Source organism: Enterovibrio makurazakiensis, assembly GCF_050336585.1.
In the GTDB taxonomy this organism is placed as follows: Bacteria; Pseudomonadota; Gammaproteobacteria; order Enterobacterales; family Vibrionaceae; genus Enterovibrio; species Enterovibrio gelatinilyticus.
This window is the reverse complement of the sequence record NZ_JAKJSE010000013.1, coordinates 105,228-126,190: the sequence shown is the minus strand read 5'-3', so window position 1 is coordinate 126,190 and position 20,963 is coordinate 105,228. Positions and strand designations below refer to the sequence as shown.

Genomic DNA, 20,963 nt, shown 5'->3' with positions numbered 1-20,963 from the left:
TCTAGATGCGAGTTAGTCAGTTATTTCTTGTGACTGATAGCATCACTCGCTGTTTCAGCGCTCTCAGCTTTATTTGCAGGATTGGCTTCATTGGCAACTGTCGCCTGCTCGCCTTCAATGATGTCAGCCACGGCTTCCATTTCCAACGAGGTCGCAGTTTTTAGCTCTGCCATTGTTTCATCTGTACACGCATACGCGTTGCCAAACATGGTCACAGAACTGGAGAAACCAAATGGTTGATACAAGTACAACACGTTGCCACCTTTATCTGCGGCTTTCGCACGCATTTGGTTCAACGTTCCCCATACCATGTCTTTGTCTGCGTGAAGCCAGTAATCATAGAAATGCCCTTCTGAGCCGATTACTGTCCCTTTATGCTCACATCCTTGAATCGCATTTACATCATCCCAAATCACTTTAACTTGTTCTGATTCCTGAGTCGGGAATGTCACGCACCCCGATAGTAGTGCTGCTGAAGCCAATGCTGCACATAGCGATAGTTTGTTCATTTAAGGCAAGTCTCTGAGTGTCAAGGGCGCGAATTTTATCCTGAGTTGATGTAAAAGCAAGCGAAATAAGATCACCTTGGTCATCTGCTTATTTGTACAAACATGTTGAAGGTAGAAAGCTGAGCCAACGACCAAATAGGAGATATCTAGACCACCTGCTTTACCCATTTCTTCTTTGCTAGGACGATTTACTCAATGCTCGCTGAATCCTGCATCCTCAATTTCTTAGTTATCGCTGAATGAACTTAAATGGCTGAAGAACCGTAATCATTGAACGGTTTCATATACCCAAACCTACACTGACACTGACACTGACACCGATGGAGTACATGTGAATCAAATCAATCCAGCCAAGTTACAAAACAGCAAATGGACAGCAGTGAAACCGATTAACCGAGAAAAGCACTTTCTGGTCTCAGACATTGAGTTTGAAGAAGACGGTTCTGTGATTTCGTGTCAACTCGAAGCGGTAATTTCTAAAAATGCGTATCTCATTGATTGGAAAGACCTAAAAAATAGTGCGAATTGGGCTCAAGGTTGGAAATAATGGTACTGTATTCAACGAAACTCGCCTTTGAGGGTAGATATTAGATGGAGGAAATTACACCTTGGGTAGAATATTAAAATTCAACATTATCAAAGCCTTGGAACAACACGAGGTTTCAAAATCCAAATAACAATAAAATTATTGCCAGAATTCACAGAGACATTAAGAGAAGCAGTTCATAACGATCTTCTAGATTTGATTAATGTTTTCAACCAAGGTTCAAATTCTAATAAGATCGAGGCATTCTGCATATACAGTGCAGGAGGGTTTCGGGGCATAGGTTACGCGGTTCGCAGAGAAGGCGATAAAAACACTCATCAGAATATGACTTTAGACACTGAGTTTCTATCACTTGTGGAGGATCACAGTGATATAGAAACTACGTTCACTCGTCAATCCGAACAGAACAATGACTTATATTTTCAGATATGCGCCGATGAATGGGAGCATATTAACGAATTTGATACATTTATCCATACAAACAATACTATAGAATCAGAAATAGACAAACTTTATAACGCTGGAATTGAACCGAAGGCCATACAGTTTGAGATACTAAGATTGTTCATTGATGCCGTCTCATCGTTGGTAAATAAAGGGGTATTCCTTTCATCGGCTTTTGTGGGAAATGTTTTCTACAGTATCCAGTTTGCTGGGAGCTCTAATGCCAGTGTACTTTTAGAATCATCAAAAACGTTGAACAACCACGAGTGGCATAAAAAAGTGGAACAATTTGTCAAAGAAAATGCTTAGTACTTTCATTCACCCAAACGATGTATAACCACCCTAGACCGCCAAGGATGAAGAATAGCAGATATGATAGATGGATAAGACAGAGCACTTTGTGCAGGAACTAAAACGAGACTTGATTGATAATGAACTGCATCGATCTATAAAACAGTTAGTATTGACGCATCCAAACAGTATTGTGGCAAATGAAAACCATAAGAAATTCGTCGAAATATACCAAGACCTTGTCGCAACTGGAGACAATGTCGTCATCGACGAATACATTGAGCAATGTGTAGTAGATACCATATCAATGCTACTTGCTGGTATCGATGGCACCTTCGATATTGGATCCATATCTGATGGCCTCGAACTTTCACTTGACGGAGAAATTATATCTGGAAGCCTTAGAGAGGAATTTCAGTACGTTGTCGAAAGCGTCCAGAGTCGGAAGCAACTCGACTAAATCGATTCTAACGCTCAGTTCCCTTGCTAAATACACAAACTAGAGACACAACACCGGTTGGACAATGGTAGATGAACATAAACTTCGAGGAACTCGCGGAACAGCTCTCAAAAAGCCAACATGAGATATTTTGGCAAGGTGGCGCAGACGATATTCAGCTTTATAGATTAGAAAAGCTACTCAAACTAGACCTCCCCCAAACTTTCAAATTATTCCTAAGTACATTAGGGGGTGGTGGCGTCGCTGACTCGGAAATATCCGGCATAGAGAGCAATGACGCAACTCTTAGTTATGGAGGAACTGTTTACGGCGATACCCTCGCTGCTCGTACTGACTACAACTTACCCTCACATTTGATCGTGATCTTTTTCAAAGACGATGATACTTGTTGGTGTATTGATACTAAATCCCTCACGGGAACTATTGTCAGTTACAACGTATTTCAACAAAAGATTGACTGTCAACTAGCTGAATCTTTTGAAGAATTCTTTAAAGACTACGTTTATAGAAGGCTTCAATGAGTTCATTGGTGTTTTGCGTCTATTTCACTCACTACGTGATCATCAGCATATGAAAAATTTTTCAATTTACGAAGAAAACGGTGCAGACATTGGCTTTGTTGTAGAGTGCCTGTTTTCACAATGTTTAAGCATGAATGAGTTTAAACAGTGGGCGGACTATGTTGTTTCACATATAGGTGTCGATGACATTCCTAGCTATATCTTCAAGGTGAGTCAATTTTCAGGCTGCCTCGCGCGTATTTTTGATGTATTGGGTTTCATTCCAGAATGGCCACTACACGAGAGTCAAAAAGAAGCACTTTATGGCATTGCCTATATTCGCGGCATCGTCAAAATCCATGACTATGAATTGTCTCGCGAAGCCGCTCTCAAAGCTTTGGAAAACAATCCTGATGTATCAGATTACTTCAGAAGAACTTTCCCATTCATACACTGTGAATTGAATACTTGAATCGAGATTAAAATGAGAAATAGCACTAAAACTCTGAATAAGATATATCAGCCACCACCAAATAAGACAGGAGCGCCACTAAAAAACGACTGGTTTCGGGTCGAAAAACAGATCGGCGTTTCCTTTCCAAGTGACTTCAAAAAAATCATTGAAGACTATGGTTCTGGTTGTTTTGGCTCATTCCTTTTTCTTTTGAACCCTTTTGAAACTCATGCAGACTATGATTATCTAAATGATATTAATCAAATCATTGATGCTGATACGGATTTCAAATCGCATCGTCATTTTAGCAAGGAGCTATTCCCTTTAGCTTCCACTGAAAATAGTGATACAATCTACTTTAAACCCGGATCAAGCATTGATTCCTATGAACTTTATGTTTTTGATAGCCGCAGAGGAAATGTTGAAATCCACCCAACACCCTTAGTCCAGTTCATTGTTGAGTGGTCTTTAGGTTGTTTAAAATCCAACATCATTGAAGCGCCGGATAATACCCACTTCAAACAGTAACCATGACAATAAGCAATGCTGACCACCACAAAAACCAACCAATACGCTAGCATTTATCTAATACTAGCCAAGCTAGTCAGATTATTTAAAACCAAAATAGCGTCATACCCTACAAGACAAACTTGATTTCTCACAAAACATTAAATCATAGCTTCAACCAAACAGTTCCAGCGTAATCTGATGTTATCTTTCCAGATTCAATTAACTCTATCGTTTTTCTAACAGTTATATTATTTCTCCTTATCCAACCCGAGAGATAATTCAACTCGAAACCAGCTAAATTTTCCGATAACACCCGAAATTCTTCATCACAAAGATGGTGATCTATATGTTTTGTCAGCAATTTAACTTTTTCCATGCTAGCAAGCTCTGTCACTTTATATTCAAGGAGAAAAGTGACAATTTCTTCAATGGTTGGATCATCAGAATTTAAACCACTAACATTTTCTGGATAATAAATCAAATCGGAAACAGAAGGATACGTGACATTTTTTTCTAGTATATCTAGATAAGCCTCGTCGCCAAGAACTGCAAGTCTCGTTATTTCAATCAACTCACATTCTGTCACATTGAACTGTGGGGATATTGACTTCAATCTCAATAGACGACATACATAATCCTCATGGCCAGCACCACCATAGATACCCTGAAAATCCACATATTCATGATTTGTTTCGGAAAGGAGGTTAAATTCATGTACTTTACTCTGGCATTCTTCTTCACTTCCACCATCAATATCACTTGCAAGCGCCACCAAACGTTCAAAAAGAACCAGATCCATCTGTGGGGGCTGTAGTTCAGGTCTTAATATCATACTGCCTCACTTTGTCATCCAACATTTAACAGAAAATCTAAAAATTCATCAAGACACACGTCTTTGAGAAATACTTTTTCGATTACCCCAAATATCATTATCAACCACAATTACATTAATTCTTGCGATGTGAACCTTGAAATAGAATACCATCTCGTCAACTCTTGAACAAACTCACACCACAGAAAATGACCAACTTAGAGATTGGGGACGCTCGTGTATAATAGAAAAATTCCAAATAATAAAGCGCTGTATTATCTTCCATGAAAAGTATCTTACTCGGGTTATTACTTATCACTCCTTGTGTTGTTTTCTCCAAGGAACCACAGATATATGATGTTAATCGTCACATTTTAAATGCCATCAATGTTCATGTTTGGAGCGGTTTTTACTCTCCTCGTGAGGTCCAAAAAACAATTTCATACCTACTCGAAGACGGTGCCGATGAGGCAATGCTGCGCGGGTCTGTTAATGGTGTATTTGAACAAAAACTCATTGCAGAGAGAGCCTGGCCACAAATAACAGACAACGATCGTCTGAACAGTGTATTTGCTGAGCTAAAAAACAAAGGGATTCTGTGTTTGCACAATACAGGTTATACGATGTCAGATGGACATGAAGATTCATATGATGCATTAAGTAGATTCCCTAAGTCACAATTCTATGGCTATTGTTTTTATCATGGGCAAGATTTGGAGCGGGCTGTTTTCGGGGGAGGGTTAATGATCGCCTATGATCATGTCAATGGTGATGTTCCAGATAAGATTAAAGTAGGCCAAGAAATTAAAACAGAATTAGAAAAAGGCGGATTTACCCTGAATTGGAATGGAACAACAAATCAACGAATCAACATTCCCAACTTCGACTGGAAGAACCGCACAAGTTGGTATAAATACCACGATCGTTAAGTGAGTGAGCTAGAAAGAAGGCTTAGTGATGCTTTCACCAACGGTGAGTTACGACGACTATCAACAGCAACGCAATGAAACAACGAAGACAACAAGAAATGATTCTCTATCCACCGACCGAAATCGTTCAAACGAGAGAAACATTTTCTGGTCTCAGACATTGAGTTTGAAGAAGACGGTTCTGTGATTTCGTGTCAACTCGAAGCGGTGATTTTGAAAAATGCGTATCTCATTGATTGGAAAGACCTAAAAAACAGTGCGAATTGGGCTCAGGTTGGAAATAATGACGGCACAACCAAGCACATCTAGCAATCAACAGAACGAGCTGGGATAGTCACTATAGAAAGTTCAAACAACGTTGTGTCTAAGAGAATCTATCGAGATGCCTGATCCAAACCAATTGAAAAGCATGACATTTGAAACGCCGGAAGATCTCCGTGAGTGGCTTAAAGTGAACCACGCAACTGAAAGTGAGCTTTGGGTAAAGATATTCAAGAAAAACTCAGGGATTCAAAGTGTCACCTGGAATGATGTTGTAATAGAGGTTTTATGCTGGGGTTGGATTGACGGCATTAAGAAATCAAGAGATGACCAAACTTATCTTCAACGCATTACGCCCAGAACAACCAGAAGTAACTGGTCAAAGAGAAACACTGAGCATGTTGAACGTTTAATAAACGAAGGTAGGATGATGGAGTCTGGGCTTGTACATGTTCGTGCAGCGAAAGCCGATGGCCGTTGGGAGAATGCCTATGTGGTCAGTCAGATCGAAGTACCCACTGATTTTATCGCAGCACTTGAAACCCAGCCGAGAGCTAACGCTTTTTTTAAAACACTCACCAAGTCAAATCGTTATGTCATTGCTAATGGTTTAATAAGTGCAAAGAAGCCCGAAACTCGACTAAAACGATTTGAAAAATTCATGAGCATGCTTGTTAATGAAGAAAAGCCTACGTAAGTCGCATTCACCAGATAGAACGAGCAAACCAAGCAGGACTAAAGACAGGCCAACAAACAATCAGCAGCCTAAAGTGGGCGCTACAGTGATCATTGAGGTTCAAATGCGTTTAAGGGATTTAAAAGGTTTCGGACCTAAGAGCGAAGAAATTTTAGCGAAAGTGGATATTAATACTGTTGAAGATTTTATGGCCATTGACCCTTTTGAGTTATATAAGCAGCTGAAACTAAATGTGAAAGGTACAGGATTAAATTCTATTTACGCAATTATAGGCGCGCGGGAAGGCATTCATTGGCAAGAAGTGGCAAAAACGCGTAAAGAGGAAATATTATATCAGCTTGATGATATGGGATTAGCGCCAAAGTAATACCATTTTGCTTCAGGTTTGAAGTTCAATTGTCACTCCGTTCTGTGACAATCAATCAAACAGAGCCAACACTTACGTAAGCTCTGTTTAATATGCTGATATGGATGTACAACAACACTGACGACGGCAAAGAAGCTACAACAGCGACGCTAAGTGTTCCGAAAACTCTGGGGTACGTAGGTAGCCATACGATTTATGCTCGTTTTTCGGATAATCATTGCAGACCAAATAATCCTTCACCCCAATATTAGTGCTATTTTGGGTATAGTCGTCCGCTAGATGAGTATCGATACACACATAGTCACCAGGATCAGAGAAATTTACCCAAGAACGTTTTACGCATGATGGGGTACGCAGTTGGTTGCGATGATTCAGCATGTTCCCCTGTACTGCAGCCATACCAAGTGGCGAGCCCATCGTGATCAAGTGGTCAATTTGATAGCCTGTTTTGCCCATATCACGCAGCACTTCGTAGGCAATAATAGTGCCCATAGAATGGGAGACCAAAATGACTTCGTCGTCTCGATGTTTCTTTAAGATATCTTCCAATCGATTGTTCACACTGAGACGAAAAGCTGGTTGGCTATAATATTTACCCAAATCTCTCAATAATTTCTTGGCAACACTTCGCGCAAGCTTTGAAAACACGCCGCTGTACTCTTCAACTCTGTCAACGACGCCTTCAATCCAACCGCTTGACAGGTTTCGTATCCGGTCGAAAAAACCCTTTTTGTAACGCTTGATACTGCCCGGCTTGGCTTCTATATATGGCTCACTGTTATCAATATCGTTCACGGGGCCGCTGGTATAATGAAGATCAGCGTAATACGCCATCTCAACTTTTGTATCCCCCAATGATGTCAACGATGTATTGGCTCTCAACCCCTCTTGAATCGCTTCAATCCAATTGTCTTTTAATGTCACAGGCGCAGGCTTATTTGAGCGTCCATGAATCAATACGATTACCTTTGCCATGTGTTTCACCTTCTCTTTATATTCTGCATACGCAGTGTGGAATATAAGAAAAGCGTAGATTGGCACAGCCATTCAAGGTGTCTATATATAGCTACAACAGACAATGAATTTTCTTCGATACACAACGCATGAATAGATGAAGAAACGTAAGAGCATGAAAAGAATTGAGACTCATCGAGAATAAATAAAAAATTCTCTGTCAATCGACCGAAACCGATTGAGCAGAGAAAAACTTACAGCAAGGAGTAAACGTTTATTGTCTGTAGGACATGTGCCTTACGCACACTTATCTTATTGCAAACCCCTTGCCAGTTTTTTATTTCATTGATTTTAAAGAAATTAAATAGAACGACATGATATTAGGTACTTCATAAGCTCGATTGTAGTGCAAAGCTTGCACCGCCCTGCTGCGCCCGCTTTTATTTTGGCGAATACCTCATTGTTCTAACTGAATATTCATTCTGAAATACGGAATATCACCTTTATAAAAACGCTGGCCTTCAGGCAACATGCCAAAGCGCTTATAAAGACTCATTGCCGATTCTCTGGCATCACACCAAAAATTTTCAACACCTTGGTCAGACAAAATGTTGCCATTAAGTATGGTTGAAAGCACAGCGCCCCCAACGCCTTGTCCTTGGTACTCAGGCAGCGTGGCAAATTTTCTCAGTCTAGCGCGATTGCCATCAATGAACACCGACGCGACACAAACAAGTTGCCCTTCAATGAACGCTCCTAGGTGCAATGCATCAACATCTCCGTTTAACTCGCAAAAAGAAGCGGGTTTCTCTGGCCACAAAACACGATGGCGAATATCAATCGTTTCTTGCCAAGTGATTTTTTTAATGTCGATATGCCTGTTCTCCAATTCAATGCACCGTCCAACCAACGCTAACATGATAGACATACAAAAAAAATCCCCGACGAATCGAGGACTTTCTAACAAAATAAGCGTCAATGAACGTCTAGTCGTCCACCAACTCTACAACACCGAGACCGCCGACAAAGTTGCCGCTCCCAATTTCATAGCTATCAAAATTTTCATCAATGTACGTGGTGCTACCATCCGAATTAGTAAGCAGTATGTTGTCGAGAATACTGCGATATTCTGCGCCAAAACCGTTGTCGTCAAACGTATACGTCAGAGAGTAATCTTCATTTAAGTGGTCGATTTCTCGTGATACGTCATACGTATTACCGAGTTCATCAGTTATTTTCAGGCTAAAGACAATCTTGCCGTTGCTTTCAACAAGATCAGCATCCATTTTCACTACAGAACCAATGACTTTCGGATCTTCGTATAGCCAGTCACGATCACCACTAAAATTATCACTCTCTTTCAAGATGTGTAATGAGCCAGTGATCGCCAAATAATCGAATTTAATGTAGCCCTTCCACTCGCTAGAAGAGGTATGGAATGCCAACTCCCAATCTTCGTTATACGCCGTAACCAAAGACAGCTTGTGATCGAAAGTGCGCTCACGTTCAATCAGTGGAATCTTTACATTTTTGCCAAACACATTGATGGCCTTACCTGTCGTGAAGCTGTAATTGTCGTGCTCAGCATCGACAACAGTTAAGCCTTCTCCGATTCGCGTAGACCAATTGAATGTCCTGTCGGCATTACTTTGCGCCAATGATAATGGCACACCTTCAAGATTTCGCCCCTCACCACCCAATGCGATTTGATAATCTGTGTTGAATTTCAAGGGTTGTTTAGCACCGCTTCCTGAACCGGTCGATGTGTCATAGATAAAGTGAACAACCTTACCAAGCCAGATCGGCATCACATCAACGTCATCTACATAACCACCAAACTCGTCACGTTCAGTCACGCTAAAATTGCTTGAAACGCTATCTATATCCATCCAATGATTGAATTCAATGGTACTTGCGTAAAGCTCTTCTTGAGGCTGAACGTAGTTAACCACTTCTGGCGTACCCACATTTACCCGTTCTTCTTCATCACGTAATAGTTGGAGGTCTCGAATTTCAAGAGAATCGTCATACACTGATGCTGTATTATTTAGCGTTAAGTATTCCGATTCCGGTCGCCCTTCAGACAATGCTTCAATATCGATTTGGCCTGTCACCATGGTGGATTTAGCATTATTTATGCCGGTAAAGTGGAGTGTGTTACCACTTAGCTTCCACGCTTCAATACTCAACCTAAGATCAGTCAGCGCATCACCAAACAAAATGGTTGCCGACTCTCCTGTGAGCGGCTGAACGCCCACTACATCATATTGACCATAAGCAGAGTGCGTCTGCTCTTCGACGTAAAACGCATTCCCCTTGGAGACATGAATAGGTGTTTTCCAATAGTAATAGTCAGGTACTTTTACCGAGAGAATTTCACCCGCAGCGTAAGGCAAAATACGCTGCATTTTTTCATATCTGCTAAAATCGCCTTCAGAGTCATCTTCATACGTTACATACATGCTGTAAACATAGCCATCATCACCAATAATCACACGGTTAGACCAACTCAATCTGTCTGGTCGATAACTTTTGATGGTACGTTTCTTGACCCCTCCTTCAAACTCTTCGCTCGCACGGGCGATACTGATATCATCATTTGCAGTTAAATTGTCACGGTAGATAACAGTACCGTTATCATCCAAAGAGTAGAAACCGTCACTCCAGTACAAGCCATCCGTTAACGTGACCGTGCTCAGTGATTTCGCTAATACATTAGGGATCATGTTCAACGTATCGGTGCGATACACCAAAGCATCATCTTGCGTCACAATGAAGCTATTCACTTCGTCAGCATCAGAAGTCATGGTGACTGCGTTACCACTCACAGCATCAATCTTGGTCAATTTTGCATTCGCAAAATACGAGTAATCTAGCGATTTGTATTCATAATCAGTGCCTTCATTGCTAGTCGTCACGGTGAATGCTTCGCTTAAAAAGTAAATGTTACCTTGGCTATCAAACTGAATCGGCTTGTATCGACCATCGTTGACTTCTTTCAGCCAAGTCCCCCAAGGGGCTTCTGCAAAGTGACCAGGTAGCAGACAGCTCACACCGTTGTCCGCAAGGGCAATTCTAAAAATGGCGCAGTTTTCTTCTAGAACCAGAGAATAATTGTCGATACGGTTCAACCAATCCAACGCAGCATAAATATACTTGCCATCGGGACTCTTCACTGTGAACGAGAAGTTAGCATCAAAATCGGCAGTGACCACAGGTACTAGCTCACCATCGTCTCCCAAAGCAAATAAGTTGGTATTACCTGAGCCTGTACTTAGAGACTTTTTCCCGGAAGGCGTATTGAAGTCACGAAATGCAATCGATGGTAAAACGTCCTGCTGATTACTAACGCTAGACAATCCTGCACGTAACTGACTTTGAGAAAGCGCTTTCTCTGTAGTTACTAGTGTGGATGCGTTGCTTAGATTAAAAGCAATTTTCGTGTAGTTTGACGCTTGGGTTCCACTATCGGAACCACCGCTTCCACCAGAGCCTCCGCCCGCAGATGAATCTCCGCCACCGCCACCTCCGCAAGCAGAAAGCTGCAATGATAGAATGACTGACAATGCTAATTTGTTATTAGAAAAAACCATGAATGTCCCTTTCTGAGCAATTTGACTTCACAATGCTTCTGCTAATAAATCTCGCCAAGACCAAATAACTACTCTGACGACTACGACGTATTATGCAACTGCACCCTTTGCTTCTGTTTTTCATGCATATGCATGATGCCAACACGTCAATAATCACACACTCAAGCAACGCGAGTTGTCGCAAGATTTGTAAAACCGATCACTTCAAAGATATCAATTTTGAGATAGTAAGATCCCAATATCGCCTGAGACCGAGCACAACATCATATGGGAGATGGTACAGAAAATGGGAACCAGCAAAATGAGCAGATCTAACTTCTGGTTTGGTTCCTCTCGCCGATATTAATCAAACGGTCAATAGAAAAATATTGAATAGTCTACGCAGTGCATAAAGATAAACAAAGGAACTTATTGAGACGAGAAATATTGAGGAATGTCGCATTAATTCATGGAGTTAGTCTATATATTTACTCCATTGAATATGCTGTCGGGCACACCCTACGACTGGACGATTTCGTCTTCGCCCGACAGCAGCTCTCTTGCGTAGTCACATGAATCAATCGATATTCTGTGTACCAATACTTCCCGCATCATACCCCCCAAACTTCTGAAAAGGTCGTAAGCCAAAAAGGGGCATGACGGCGTAGATATGATCGAAAATATCAGCCTGCACACCTTCATAAAATACCCAGTCAGTATTATTGGTAAACGCGTAGATTTGTAGCGGCAACCCTTCAGACGTTGGCGCAAGTTGACGCACCATAAACAACATATAAGGGTGAATATCTTTATGAGAACGAAGATAGGTGGTTAGGTAGGCTCGAAAAACACCAATGTTGGTCATTTTCCGAAGGTTGGCCACATGGGGAACATCGTCGAAACTGTCATTAAATTCCTTTATCTCGCGGGATTTTTCAAACAAAAACTCACGCAATATGCGTATCTCTTTTAGCGCTTCAATTTCATCGTCTGCCATAAAGCGAATCGAGTTAACATCAATATTCACCGATCGAATGATCCTACGACCGCCTGAATCCGACATGCCCTGCCAGTTAATAAATGCATTTTGTACCAGCGCATAAGCGGGCAACATCGTGACCGTGTTATCGAAGTTACGCACTTTTACCGTGGTGAGCGACACCTCTTCCACCGAGCCGTTTGCGCCATAATCGTTCATCTCAATCCAATCATTCAAACTCACCATGCGGTTAGCAGCAAGCTGGATCCCTGCGACAAACCCTAAAATGGTGTCTTTGAACACCAGCATCACCAGACCCGTCGCAACCCCTAAACCACTGAGAAAAATAATGGGAGATTCGTTGGCGAGGATCGAGACTGAAACAACAATGCCGACAAAGAAAGTGAAAAGCTTTATCAGTTGAACAAAGCTTTTCACTGGCATACGGCGTGTTACGCCCTTTTTCTCTGCGATGTCATGCAATGCATCGAGCAGTGAAAATATCATCCAGATGAACATCACTAACACGGTTACTCCGAGCAATCGGTCAGACAGTGTAGCGAGTAGCGCGTGATGCGTAAGAATGGGAGGAACCAACAGATCGAGAAGCAAGGTAGGCACAAGCAGCGCCATTTTTTCCAATACTTCGTGTTTGGTCAGGCTATTTCCCCACGATTTTTTGTTTTTGCTGATAGCAAAATTAACCGTGCGAACGATTACCCGATGAACGATTAGGTAGCTGATGAGCGATACGCCTATCGCGGCGAGGATAAAGATAACGGTAGGCTCTGTGCCATAGGGGTCGGAATCAAGCCCCATGGAAGTCAATTTGTCACTGACATAACTGCGAACCCCGTGATCTAACATGTGCACTCTCCCTGCTACTAATGACTGTCTGAGCGACATTAAGAGGCAGGATGAGCGTCTTATAGTTACTCGAGCTTAAGCCTAACAGGCGCATTTCAACTAGGGTGAGGCAGTTTTGATACAAGGATGCTTTCGTCAAGCTAATACAATTTGTTATCACTGATTTGAACTTCTAATCGGTTCCCTTTTCCTTTACTCGGGCCGCCAACCATTTCGTCATACGCACTCTCTTGACGCATGATTTGAGTATTAGCATTGATATTCTGGCACTGCTTTTGGATTTCTAACAAAGAGTGAGCACGAACCAAATTACCAATGTCGTCAGTCACCATGAACTCTTTATCTCCAATTACCACCGAAGCCTGATACAAACAGAGATCAAGTGAATGGATAACCAAGGTATCAATGTCCCTAACCTTTGCTAATGTGCTTAGTGTCTTTTTCATCGCTGCCCTCTATGTGTCATTTTATGTACTTACCACCGCTATTGGGGTTTACGCACACCAGCAGCATAAAGTTTAGTTTTCGCCAATATGCAGCGGCTTATCCAAACGAAAAACGGTGCCGTCAGGCACCGTTTTTCTTTGTTCATCACACACATTCATCGTGAGCCGCTTTCTGCAGATCTATTCAGCACTCAAATATACTCATCAATAATGATGCTATCTCGGCGCTCCGCATTATTTCGGCGATCATACCCTTGGAACTTCAAACGATTTTCTCTGCGTTCACGCGGACGCCGACGCTCAATCACATACAAGCCGTCAACCAACTGCGTGTCAATCGCATCGTACAAACCATCATAAGAATCAAGGTAATTTTTAACTTTCATCTTCCGCCCTCTTTCGCCCAAATGCTCTCAACCAATGATGCAACACCACACAACGCTGTTGGATGCACTCACATTCAATCGAGTTATTGGTATGCCTATTCACCGTCAATGCGCATTGTGGTTCATAGTGTTACACCGTAGGCAAGATGACTCCAGCAGGTTCATTCGAAGAATAAAGATGATTCTCGCTAGTGGAGCGTCACTCCAATATTGAGACGATAGCCTGCTGTTTAACATGTTTTCGCTGCCTTTACTGACCGATTCCCGCTGTTTTTATAGACAATCAACCACTTATAGCACCTGAGAAATTGAAGCAAAATCACATCTGACAAAAACCTGACATTGTTGCTGATATTCAAGCAAAAACCCTGTGATAGATTCCGCGCCGAAAATTAAGCACTTTGTCTTTTAGGGACTTTTGAATGAAACGATACGCAATGATTCCCCTGTTAACTCTGACTCTGGCAGCTTGTGGTGGCGGCAGCGAAGGTGGCGACAACACAACTACCTCACCAACTCTACCAGCATCTGTAGAAGGTAAAATCGAGCAGATTTCTGGAAATACCGTGACCGTTAACGGGCATCAGTATCAAGTTGAAAGCGTCCAATACCTTGGTACGGACATTGCTCCTGAAAAACTTGAAACCAACTTAATGGTCAATGCAAACACAACCTCTCGCGCTCAAACAGGTGCGCATATTGAACTAGAGCCAACGTTTACAGGGCGCATCGAAAAAATCGGTGAGCCTAAAGACACATTTACCATTAACGGCATTGAATTAAGCTTTGCTGCTCTTTCGCCACGCATCCACAATGGCGATTGGGTCATGGTGTCGTCACTTCCAACCGCAAACGCCGGTTACAAAGTGCTTTCTGTCATTAGTTTCGACTTTGATGACGAAGGCATGGTGGAAGCTGAAGGGCGTATTTCATCCATTGATTTCAACAACGGTACCTTCAAGATCGGGAAATCCCTCACTGTACTTTTTGATAAAAGCCTCGTTAACAACCCGAAAAAGCTACGCAACGGCACATGGGTCGAAGTCATTGGCACTTACAACGAATATGAAGCTGAGTTGACCGCTACCGAGATGAAGCTGAAAAATTACAACGACATAAATGGTCGTGGCGAAATTGAAGGCGTTATCACTTGGGTTGCTCGTGATAAGAGTAAGTTTGAACTTAACTATCGCGGAACGTTTGATATTCACCCATCAACTAAGTACGACGATGGCAACCTCTCATCTCTGCGCATTGGTGCGGAAGTCGAAGTCGACTACATCAGCAAAGGTGACACACTGATCGCCAAAGAAATTGAATTTGAAGATGGTGATGGTGATGGTGATGGTGATGGTGATTTCGATTGGGACGCCTTTGAGTTTGAAACCGAAGGCACTGTGTCGAACGTGAATACTGACAAAGAGACCTTCATGATAGAACTGAAAGGCGCAGAAAAAACCATTCATATTGATGCGCTAACACGCTTCGAAGATAACCTAACTTTAGAATCTCTTGATGGCGAGTTTCTAGAAGTAGAAGGCGTGATCATCAGTGGTGAATACGTTGCGCGAGAGATTGAAAGAGAAGACGACTAAGTCGAACCTCTGAATGACAACAAACACAAAAAAGGGGCTTTCGCCCCTTTTGTCATTTAGGTCGATGTAAAACGGCAATTCGAAGACTCAAAAAACTTCGATGGAACTTCAAAGTCTGTAAACTTATTGATACTAATAAGGAAAATCCCCCAGGAACGCCGATGTATGGTGACCTTTTGGGATAGCATTGAGTATTCAAAGTAAGTTAGGCAGAGTTAAGACATGGACTTGTTTATATTGATAGCCGTCGTTTTCGCCGTGGTCGCTATGATCACTGCAGTGAAAGCGTCAAAACGCACATACAAATTGGAGCAGGATCTCTCCGATTTACGCGCCGAACTTACAGCGCTTCGCGCCAGTTTCGTCAAAGCCTTTGGTGAAACAAAAAGCGCCGAAACTAAACCACTAAACGACATTCCTGAGCATAACACTCCATTGCATGAAGCCTCTGACAACGAAGAACACGCCATCAGCGCGAAACATAACGCGCAAATAACAGATGCTATCCGGGTAACTTCTCATTCAATAGAGCAAACCGCTGAGACCAATTCAGATCATCAATCTGAGCTAAGTTCAAATCAAGTAGCGGATGCACAAAGTACGGTGTCTCACGACGATTCCGCTCCCCTTCAACCTCTTGCTGAAAATGCCATACAGGCCGAGAATGCTCCCAAAGAACAGCATGACAAAGAACCCCTTTCCAATACCTTTGATCGCGGGATAAGAAAACTCGAAACGAGCTTTCGTGAGAACTGGTTAGTCTGGATGGGTGCGCTAGCAATGTTGATCGGGGGCGGATATCTAATACAAGTTATTGGCAGCCGTATCGAGTTTTCGCCTTTAATGCGCGTCGCTATCGCCTTCTCGCTGTCAGCCGTCACGATTATCGCTGGGGAGTTTTTCCACCGAAAAGAACAAAAAAACAGTGAACGCGCTGCGCGATCTTCCAGCTTTACCTATGTGCCCGCCGCAATTACTGGCACTGGGATAACGGGTATTTACTGCACGGTCATTTTCGCCTTTGTGTTCTACCAGCTACTTGCACCGAGCACCTCACTCTTTATTCTTGCTATCGCCGCTTTTGCCAGTTTGGCATTGTCGTTACGCCAAGGGCCGCTAATGGCAGTACTCGGCTTAGTGGGTGGCTATACCGCACCATTTTGGATTGGCGGTTCAGACCCAAATTACTTTCTACTGGCTGGATACATCACCTCGGTGACAACAGCAGGGACCGTGCTAATGCAGAGGGTTAAGCGGTCATGGCTAGCACCAAGTGTATCTGTGCCTCATACATTGTGGATGTTGTTACTCATTGAGTCGATTCCCCAGCAGCAAGTCTTCAGTTGGGTCGCTATTTTTCTCTCAATCACAGCATATCTGTTGTTTGCCGTCCCTCGCTTGGGTTGGTCACTAAACCTTCGATACCGTCATTGCCAAACCCCTCAGACCAATCACCCTGTTCTCATGTCACTTGCAATGGTTGTGCTCTTGCTTTGGTCAGTAGACAAAATGACACCGCTATCAGGAACCTCACTGATCTCTATCTATGTTTTCCTTGCGACCTTGTTATGGCTGCCGGCGCTACGACGTGGTGTGTCATTACGGATTTTCTATCCGTCGACCCTCGTCATTTCGTTCGCAACCCTCTTGCTGTCATTCGGACTACTGTTACTCGATCTATGGCTACCTAAACACCAGCTTTTACTTTGCCTTGGTGTAAGTATCATGCTTATTGCATTCCGCACACTGAGTCAGTTTGCCAATGGCGACCGTTCAATCTTTGCCCGTGTCATGCTAATCACACTAGCGCCCGCTCTCACCATACTGACACTGGGTTTTGTTAGGGGATTTATCGCACCGGAGCTCGAGTTCTGGTCAATTTTCACTGTGCTATTGGCGGGGCTATATGTGCAACTCGCTGTTCGCATTCCCGAGCTCAGTCAAAACATTTCCGCGTGCATTCACGGCATGGTGCTCAGCCTCTCTTTTGTTTGGCTCAACGACAGCATGCTGACGACGGCAATCTCCGCACAAGTGGCGCTGATGGCGTTACAGGCACAGTATCAACGCTTCCAACCCGCTTATTGGGCGATCAAGGTCGCGATGGGGGTGTTGGTCGTCCGATTAACACTTCTCCCGTTCGTCCCAGATTGGCAACCCACTGCAGATAGCAGTTGGACATGGACAATCATCAGTTACTTGCCCTCATTGGTTTTGCTAGCCTATGCCCGTTTCGTGTTGCGCAGAGTAAACACAGACATTTCCAACTGGTTTGAGGGCGCATTCCTACACGTTTTCCTTATCGCCCTATTTACCCAAACCAACTACTGGTTAACAGGCCAATATGGAATAACCACACACATGGATTTCACTTCCACCATTGTCTACGCCAATCAAGCGCTCGTTATGGCATTGGTATATGCCTATCGCAGTCGATTTGCCGACAAACTCTCTTTCATTTATCGCGGGTACAGTATCCTGTTGCTCATCGCGTTCGCGGCGTTTATCGCACAACTTAACACGATGTTTTCTCCGCTTTTTGTGAACACGGTTTCCGCAACCGCATTACCCGTATTCAACATGATGGCATTGGGTTGGTTGCTTCCTGGCTCGATATTATTGGGGCAGTATTACTATCGCCTTCCATGCCATGACATTCCACCACGCACCTTTGCTTTCAGTGGTATCACACTCTTCGGAGTATGGTTAATCATGTCCATACGCCAATTCTGGCAAACGTCCTCCATGACTATTTTCAACACCACCAGCATGGCAGAAATGTTTACCTATTCCATCACCGGACTCATAGTTGGCGCGGTGCTGACATGGATTGGCGTCACACGCGCTGCGCTACAGGTTCAACGAATAGGATTAATGGTTTTGGGTGGCGTTACCTTAAAAGTGTTCTTGCTGGATATCAGCTTTTTGGAAGGTTTTTGGCGAGCCATCAGCTTCCTTGGCCTAGGTGCCGCATTGATTGCGTTAGGGTGGTTGTTCCAAACGTTGAATAAATCGGTGGCTGAAAAACCCAAGCAGTCATAAAAATCGAGGGGCGCTTGACGCCCCTCAGCACTGAGGCTCTAACCCCCAGACGGATACAGCGCTTTGGGCAGTTCGAAGTGGGCACCATCAAAAAATGGCTTTTTGTTGGCCCTTCGACAACGCGCTGCATAATCTGCCATCATATCCTCCGGCGAATCTTCACTGTCCGTTAACATCGACCACGAACCGCCCCAGCGAATCTCGACGCCTTTCTCATGCGCTGCGATGCGAACTGCTTCCGCAATGTTATATATGGGGTCCCACTCCCAGCGCAATTTGCCGTTGATATACGGCACGAGATCTACAGCATGGCCAGTAAGGTGACGAGAGTTCAATGTTTTACTGGCTCCGCGTGCAACCAGCGCTTGTTGTTCAGCAAATGTCCGCATTCCATCATGCACAGAGAAATCTTGCACCGTGATTTGAATGGCTCGCTCAACAACCCCAACTAAATCAGGATGCACGCCTTTGAGTTCTTGAAGAGAACGTTTTCCGAGTACAAATCCACTCATCATATTTTCTCCACATTTCACCTTGTTTGTGCCACCTGACGATATGGCACAAACACATGAATGTATTGTTGTTAAAACTAATGAACCTAGCCTTTACCAACACACAGCCGTAACTTCAACTTCTTACAAAACTTTAAATTTATTCTTCCAAAATATGATGACGATATTTCTTATCATCAACCTGTACTCGGCCTGTTTTGATGGAACTAAAAATGTGTTCAAACACGGCGCCAGGATTATCGTTATCATCTTCTAGAAAATAGGAATGACCTTTGGGCCAATCGTACTTGGTATTAATGTCATCGCAGTCAATAGCATAAACATTTGATAAAGTCTTACTCATATCTTCAGGACCAGAATGGCCAAGACGCCTTGAAGCCACTTTATTCTTCAAGTTCGACACTTTACTCGACCGTAATGCAAGATCATCAGACGCATAATAAACGGATACATTTCGTGAAGCTTGGCAAATCAAACGCCCTTTTTGTCCCGGCTCTAAAGACTCATTAACGACATCCGCCGCCACCAAAAACGTGTTTCTAAACAGCAGCGGAATACCACTTGCCAAATCATAGTGCTCCCAAGCAGAAAGCGTTTCTCTGAATACGCGATTACCCATGGAATGCGCGAGCACGTTGATACGCTTGATACAGGGATCCGACTCTGGAACCGAATCTCTCCATTTCATGAAAAACTGCAATGCTCGAGCAAATGAAACTCCGCTCATGTCTGCGGATTTTTGGTCATCCCAGTAATCTTTGACTATGCCGGGGTCATTGTCACAAGGCCAAATTAAAGGGACCACTTTTACCAAGCCACGTTCTTTTCTATCAAACAACGCTTGCAGTTGGAGCGCCCGCGGGAAAATATTCGGCTCCGGCATGTTAGAAAAACCATGAATATAGAAAAGTATCTGTTGAGCACTGTCATCACTTAATTTTGATAGTAAAGCCTGAGAGCCGATCTCTTTATATTGATCTTCCCCACGTCTTTCACAGCAAAATACTGAATTGGAAGGCGCATTGTTTTTAAGATCAAACTTAAAATTCTTCTTGAACTTTTTGCTTACCGCACCTTGCGGTTGTCGATTAGTGATAAATAACATAAATTAAGAACTCCTCTACAGAGAGAAAAAGACGAAAACACCAAGAAATCAAAGCGGAAGATTGTGAAATAAATTTTTCACCAGTTAGCTCGAGAGTTAAAATATAGGAAAAACATAAAGCTCAAGATGTCTTAATTCTTGTTCTATGTATAAACCTCAACTAGAAAGTTCGATATATATGAAGGAAAGGCGTCATACAAAGAGACGTCACTACATCGCTAACTGGAGCGCCCGACAGGCGTTGTGTCGCCCAAAGAAATCCCCATGAAACCTAAAGATGCAGGATTAAGGTTGCATGAGAAGAGGCTTTTTTGTTTAAAACATCATCGACTCATATTACTCTGTTTCAAAGACATATAGCCGCGATGTTCTCATGGCGCGGCATGCCATTGAAAACAGATTAGGTAAGGAGACAAGATCAGTGAAGGTGATGCAATTTTTTAAGCAGTTGAACAATAACCTGATTGGCAAGCTTCACCGAACCAGCGAATTTCAACAAAGAATGTGGATTGTGAACGTGCGAGAAAACACGCTCAACAACGACACCTTTGTGATCAGCGAAGATAGTTTCTCAGAGCCTATGCAATGGATGAAACGCCAGAACTACGATGACTACATGATTGATGAACTCGACCAACTCAAGCTTTCTCAATCTGTTCATTTCAAAGTGGGCACAGCCGAGCATTGCTTATTCAGAGTGAAGTAGCCCTCCCTACTCTCACAAA

The 20,963-nt window shown here is 43.0% G+C and carries 23 protein-coding genes; 13 read left to right on the top strand and 10 right to left on the bottom strand.

Annotated features, from left to right (window positions below; translation table 11 throughout):
* Positions 1–20: 20 nt before the first annotated feature.
* Positions 21–509, bottom strand: a complete 489-nt coding sequence (locus tag L4D06_RS11250; protein WP_429739453.1) for a DUF4156 domain-containing protein — start codon at positions 507–509, stop codon at positions 21–23.
* 331 nt (positions 510–840) lie between these two features.
* On the opposite strand from L4D06_RS11250, the gene L4D06_RS11245 reads away from it, so the two are divergent.
* From L4D06_RS11245 to L4D06_RS11220, 6 genes are all read left to right on the top strand, one after another.
* Complete coding sequence (locus L4D06_RS11245; RefSeq protein WP_429739451.1) at positions 841–1,056, top strand: TIGR02450 family Trp-rich protein; 216 nt, start codon at positions 841–843, stop codon at positions 1,054–1,056.
* 141 nt (positions 1,057–1,197) lie between these two features.
* Complete coding sequence (locus tag L4D06_RS11240; protein ID WP_429739450.1) at positions 1,198–1,809, top strand: hypothetical protein; 612 nt, start codon at positions 1,198–1,200, stop codon at positions 1,807–1,809.
* A 70-nt stretch (positions 1,810–1,879) separates the two neighbouring features.
* Positions 1,880–2,251, top strand: a complete 372-nt coding sequence (locus tag L4D06_RS11235) for a hypothetical protein (RefSeq protein ID WP_429739448.1) — start codon at positions 1,880–1,882, stop codon at positions 2,249–2,251.
* A 71-nt stretch (positions 2,252–2,322) separates the two neighbouring features.
* Positions 2,323–2,772, top strand: a complete 450-nt coding sequence (locus L4D06_RS11230) for an SMI1/KNR4 family protein (protein ID WP_429739446.1) — start codon at positions 2,323–2,325, stop codon at positions 2,770–2,772.
* Between the two features lie 49 nt (positions 2,773–2,821).
* Positions 2,822–3,223, top strand: a complete 402-nt coding sequence (locus L4D06_RS11225; RefSeq protein ID WP_429739444.1) for a hypothetical protein — start codon at positions 2,822–2,824, stop codon at positions 3,221–3,223.
* A 12-nt stretch (positions 3,224–3,235) separates the two neighbouring features.
* Complete coding sequence (locus L4D06_RS11220) at positions 3,236–3,733, top strand: SMI1/KNR4 family protein (RefSeq protein ID WP_429739442.1); 498 nt, start codon at positions 3,236–3,238, stop codon at positions 3,731–3,733.
* Between the two features lie 145 nt (positions 3,734–3,878).
* Here the strand turns inward: L4D06_RS11220 and L4D06_RS11215 are convergent, their stop codons facing one another.
* Positions 3,879–4,547, bottom strand: coding sequence for a bacteriocin immunity protein (locus tag L4D06_RS11215; protein ID WP_429739441.1), 669 nt, complete (start codon positions 4,545–4,547; stop codon positions 3,879–3,881).
* Between the two features lie 263 nt (positions 4,548–4,810).
* Between L4D06_RS11215 and L4D06_RS11210 the strand changes: the two genes are divergently transcribed.
* The 4 genes from L4D06_RS11210 to L4D06_RS11195 all read left to right on the top strand — a co-directional run bounded on the left by L4D06_RS11210 (position 4,811) and on the right by L4D06_RS11195 (position 6,780).
* Positions 4,811–5,455 carry a DUF6891 domain-containing protein gene (locus L4D06_RS11210; protein WP_429739439.1) on the top strand — a complete coding sequence of 215 codons (645 nt, stop codon included), beginning with the start codon at positions 4,811–4,813 and terminating at the stop codon, positions 5,453–5,455.
* Positions 5,456–5,638: 183 nt separating this feature from the next.
* Complete coding sequence (locus L4D06_RS11205) at positions 5,639–5,764, top strand: hypothetical protein (RefSeq protein WP_429739437.1); 126 nt, start codon at positions 5,639–5,641, stop codon at positions 5,762–5,764.
* 73 nt (positions 5,765–5,837) lie between these two features.
* Positions 5,838–6,413 (top strand): YdeI/OmpD-associated family protein, encoded by a 576-nt coding sequence (locus L4D06_RS11200; protein WP_429739435.1) that lies wholly within the window; start codon positions 5,838–5,840, stop codon positions 6,411–6,413.
* Entirely contained in the window at positions 6,394–6,780 is a 387-nt protein-coding gene (locus L4D06_RS11195) for a TfoX/Sxy family DNA transformation protein (RefSeq protein WP_274166906.1), read from the top strand. The genes L4D06_RS11200 and L4D06_RS11195 overlap by 20 nt, the downstream gene beginning before the upstream one ends.
* 135 nt (positions 6,781–6,915) lie before the next feature.
* Here the strand turns inward: L4D06_RS11195 and L4D06_RS11190 are convergent, their stop codons facing one another.
* From L4D06_RS11190 to L4D06_RS11165, 6 genes are all read right to left on the bottom strand, one after another.
* Positions 6,916–7,755 (bottom strand): esterase/lipase family protein, encoded by an 840-nt coding sequence (locus tag L4D06_RS11190; protein ID WP_429739433.1) that lies wholly within the window; start codon positions 7,753–7,755, stop codon positions 6,916–6,918.
* Positions 7,756–8,191: 436 nt separating this feature from the next.
* Positions 8,192–8,653 carry a GNAT family N-acetyltransferase gene (locus L4D06_RS11185; RefSeq protein WP_429739492.1) on the bottom strand — a complete coding sequence of 154 codons (462 nt, stop codon included), beginning with the start codon at positions 8,651–8,653 and terminating at the stop codon, positions 8,192–8,194.
* Positions 8,654–8,720: 67 nt separating this feature from the next.
* Positions 8,721–11,327: a hypothetical protein gene (locus L4D06_RS11180; protein ID WP_429739431.1), complete on the bottom strand. Its 2,607-nt coding sequence runs from the start codon at positions 11,325–11,327 to the stop codon at positions 8,721–8,723.
* A 556-nt stretch (positions 11,328–11,883) separates the two neighbouring features.
* Entirely contained in the window at positions 11,884–13,152 is a 1,269-nt protein-coding gene (locus L4D06_RS11175) for a mechanosensitive ion channel family protein (protein ID WP_429739429.1), read from the bottom strand.
* A 140-nt stretch (positions 13,153–13,292) separates the two neighbouring features.
* Positions 13,293–13,598 (bottom strand): DUF6482 family protein, encoded by a 306-nt coding sequence (locus tag L4D06_RS11170; RefSeq protein ID WP_429739427.1) that lies wholly within the window; start codon positions 13,596–13,598, stop codon positions 13,293–13,295.
* A 191-nt stretch (positions 13,599–13,789) separates the two neighbouring features.
* A complete protein-coding gene (locus tag L4D06_RS11165) occupies positions 13,790–13,984 on the bottom strand; it encodes a hypothetical protein (protein WP_274166910.1) in 195 nt (64 codons plus the stop codon).
* Positions 13,985–14,406: 422 nt separating this feature from the next.
* Here L4D06_RS11165 and L4D06_RS11160 point away from each other — a divergent pair, with 422 nt between their 5' ends.
* Positions 14,407–15,579 carry a DUF5666 domain-containing protein gene (locus tag L4D06_RS11160; RefSeq protein WP_429739425.1) on the top strand — a complete coding sequence of 391 codons (1,173 nt, stop codon included), beginning with the start codon at positions 14,407–14,409 and terminating at the stop codon, positions 15,577–15,579.
* 222 nt (positions 15,580–15,801) lie between these two features.
* On the top strand, positions 15,802–18,621 hold the full coding sequence (locus L4D06_RS11155) for a DUF2339 domain-containing protein (protein WP_429739423.1): 2,820 nt from the start codon (positions 15,802–15,804) through the stop codon (positions 18,619–18,621).
* A gap of 38 nt (positions 18,622–18,659) precedes the next feature.
* Here the strand turns inward: L4D06_RS11155 and L4D06_RS11150 are convergent, their stop codons facing one another.
* Complete coding sequence (locus tag L4D06_RS11150) at positions 18,660–19,136, bottom strand: M15 family metallopeptidase (protein WP_429739422.1); 477 nt, start codon at positions 19,134–19,136, stop codon at positions 18,660–18,662.
* 136 nt (positions 19,137–19,272) lie between these two features.
* Complete coding sequence (locus tag L4D06_RS11145) at positions 19,273–20,238, bottom strand: alpha/beta hydrolase (protein ID WP_429739420.1); 966 nt, start codon at positions 20,236–20,238, stop codon at positions 19,273–19,275.
* Positions 20,239–20,668: 430 nt separating this feature from the next.
* Here L4D06_RS11145 and L4D06_RS11140 point away from each other — a divergent pair, with 430 nt between their 5' ends.
* Positions 20,669–20,944: a hypothetical protein gene (locus L4D06_RS11140; RefSeq protein ID WP_429739491.1), complete on the top strand. Its 276-nt coding sequence runs from the start codon at positions 20,669–20,671 to the stop codon at positions 20,942–20,944.
* Positions 20,945–20,963: the final 19 nt, after the last annotated feature.